At 37.5% G+C, this 2,280-nt stretch carries 5 protein-coding genes and 1 pseudogene; 2 read left to right on the top strand and 4 right to left on the bottom strand.

Annotated elements, in window-relative coordinates:
- Positions 1–122: 122 nt before the first annotated feature.
- A pseudogene (locus tag BTHERMOSOX_RS10535) lies at positions 123–246 on the bottom strand (replication initiator protein A); the annotation flags it as partial.
- Between the two features lie 473 nt (positions 247–719).
- Here BTHERMOSOX_RS10535 and BTHERMOSOX_RS10530 point away from each other — a divergent pair.
- Both BTHERMOSOX_RS10530 and BTHERMOSOX_RS11850 read left to right on the top strand, forming a co-directional pair.
- Entirely contained in the window at positions 720–956 is a 237-nt protein-coding gene (locus tag BTHERMOSOX_RS10530) for a type II toxin-antitoxin system ParD family antitoxin (protein ID WP_138121097.1), read from the top strand.
- Positions 957–1,071: 115 nt separating this feature from the next.
- Positions 1,072–1,248, top strand: coding sequence for a type II toxin-antitoxin system RelE/ParE family toxin (locus BTHERMOSOX_RS11850; RefSeq protein WP_249360691.1), 177 nt, complete (start codon positions 1,072–1,074; stop codon positions 1,246–1,248).
- Between the two features lie 124 nt (positions 1,249–1,372).
- Here the strand turns inward: BTHERMOSOX_RS11850 and BTHERMOSOX_RS10520 are convergent, their stop codons facing one another.
- The 3 genes from BTHERMOSOX_RS10520 to BTHERMOSOX_RS10510 form a co-directional block, all read right to left on the bottom strand.
- Positions 1,373–1,708, bottom strand: a complete 336-nt coding sequence (locus BTHERMOSOX_RS10520) for a replication initiator protein A (protein ID WP_249360690.1) — start codon at positions 1,706–1,708, stop codon at positions 1,373–1,375.
- Positions 1,709–1,878: 170 nt separating this feature from the next.
- Entirely contained in the window at positions 1,879–2,067 is a 189-nt protein-coding gene (locus tag BTHERMOSOX_RS10515; protein ID WP_138121095.1) for a hypothetical protein, read from the bottom strand.
- Between the two features lie 21 nt (positions 2,068–2,088).
- A partial coding sequence (locus BTHERMOSOX_RS10510) for a hypothetical protein (RefSeq protein ID WP_171004750.1) occupies positions 2,089–2,280 on the bottom strand: 192 nt, incomplete at its 5' end.

Raw genomic sequence — 2,280 nt, 5'->3', positions numbered from 1 at the left:
TGGCCTTTTATTTTGTCTCCACCTTCGCTATCGCTCAGACTCCGACAAAACAACCGGCCCTACGGCTATCGCGGACTAAAAATCTTCACTTCGCTAAAGCTCCGTTTCCAGGATTTTCAGCGTTTGATCGTATTGCCATTGTATTCATACAAAAGCATCCGATGATCAGGCTTAGTCGAAAGACTAAATACAGGGTGCTCCATAGATGCAGAATCATCCTTGTTAAGTATCAAAAGCATCGCAGATAAAAAATCTGGTTCTTTATGTAATTTTGGCGAATGAAAATTAGACATGAAGTATCGAGTTATCAAGAACAAAAATAGTACATCAGACTATACATTAATATCGAGGTATCAGGAACATTTTATTGTTTCTTGCTTAGTCCAGACAAAAATACGTTCAAAAAATACTATCGTGACTTTAGGAACAGACTATCGTAACTTTGGGAACAGCTATTTTTCTACACGGCATATATTGCAATGCCTACAGCGATTTTTTTTGCCCTGTAACATATATAACTATATCTTTAACTTATCTAACTTAGGTATTTTTCTATTTTTCAGTTTTTTAAAGATCAAAAACAAGTAGTCAAAATAAAAAGAAGAACATAATATGCGCTTGCGCTTATCATATTTAGAGTAAACTTTCTTTTTGCTTGTGTATTCCACTAAAAAAATGTATTAATATGTAATACAAAATATTAATATTAGAGAGCTATAATGCAAAGAAATACCAGCGTAACACTAGGCGATCATTATTCTACGTTTGTGGATGACAAAATTAAAACCGGGCGTTTTCAATCAACAAGTGAAGCGATTAGGGCAGGACTTAATCTTTTAGAAGAACAAGAAACAAAGCTCGATATTTTAAGAAATACCCTTGCAGCTGGGGAGTCTCAACTTGACCAGGGATTAGGGGTAGATGGCCAAAGCTTTATGGAGGAGTTAATAGGATAGTGGCTAAATATCTATTATCACCAGCCGCACAAAATAGCCTTAAAGAGATAAAAGCGTATTCTCTTAAAAATTTTGGAACCAGACAAACGACAATTTACCTTAAAAATTTGCATGCTTGTATGCAGACTTAGCTGAGAACCCATCTAAAGGGACAGAAAGACCTGAAATTAAAAAAGGTTATTACAGTAATTTTATAGCATCACATACGATCTACTACTGCATGAATGGTACGCAGATAGGAATCATTGATATATTGCATCAGGCCATGGAACCAAAATTACATATTCATTAAAATCTTAACCAAAAGTAACCAAAAGTAACCAAAAGGGTCAGCCTCGATTGAAAATTGTTTGTTGTAATGACCGCTCATGACTGTAACCCGTCAGCGACCATTAGCACCAACGCTACCTGCTTCTCTACTTTAAAGCATCCTTCAGTCCTTTAATCCGATTAGCCGCCTGCTCATAACTCTCCCCTGGTCTAGCCTGCTTCTCAATCTCTTTCTTGGCCACATGCTTTGGTAATTTACTAGGAGCAGTATTTTCCTTCGGTGGCTCTTTCCTGGTAAACATTATCACATCATCAGCTATTAATATGTTGTACTCAGGCAGATGGTTAGTTTCCGTTATTTGTTTTATATTGAAACGAAATAGCTTCATTTGGGATGTAATCCCTAGCTTTTCTTTCAGGTTCTGCAGGCTAATCTTCCAAGCAACCTGGTTACCACAATGTTTTCTAGCCAACTCATACAACCGTCTTTCTGTCGGTTTCCGCAGTCTGAAATAATCCTTGTCGATAGTAAGAACAGCATCACCTGTTAACGGCGGAGCATATCCGAATAAAACTGGCGAATACCCTATCTAAAAAAAGAGAGGCATAAAAACTACCTCTCTCTTTTTCTTAATTCTCACGATAGTGAGTTTCAAAAAGGAATCTCCCGTTTTTCAACATCCTCAGTAGATTCAAACTCAGTACAACGATCAAACCGCATTTGTTCCATTAGCTGTAGTCGGTACTGTATCAATATCGCTTCCCTTATTTCATCAATAAACTCAAATACTGCCGTTGCTTGTTCTGGTGTCCAATAGTCAGGTAGTTTAATGTTTTTCACATCAGTGTTCCCCTATTAGCTCTATCCAGGAACTAACCGAGCCATCAAAGCACACATCAGGTCGGCCAGAGGCTTTCCTGTGATAATTGCGTTTTGAACGGCTCGAATGGTATATGAGCTGATACGTGCAATTCTTTCCAAAAACAATAATGGATTAACAAAGCCACCCTTATTCTTGGCTCTTTCCTGCCTTTTTTCAAGAGATTTAGTATA

This window comes from Bathymodiolus heckerae thiotrophic gill symbiont, assembly GCF_900128515.1.
Taxonomy (GTDB): domain Bacteria; phylum Pseudomonadota; class Gammaproteobacteria; order PS1; family Pseudothioglobaceae; genus Thioglobus_A.
The sequence above is the reverse complement of the archived record's forward strand: the minus strand, read 5'-3'. Positions and strand labels throughout refer to the sequence as shown.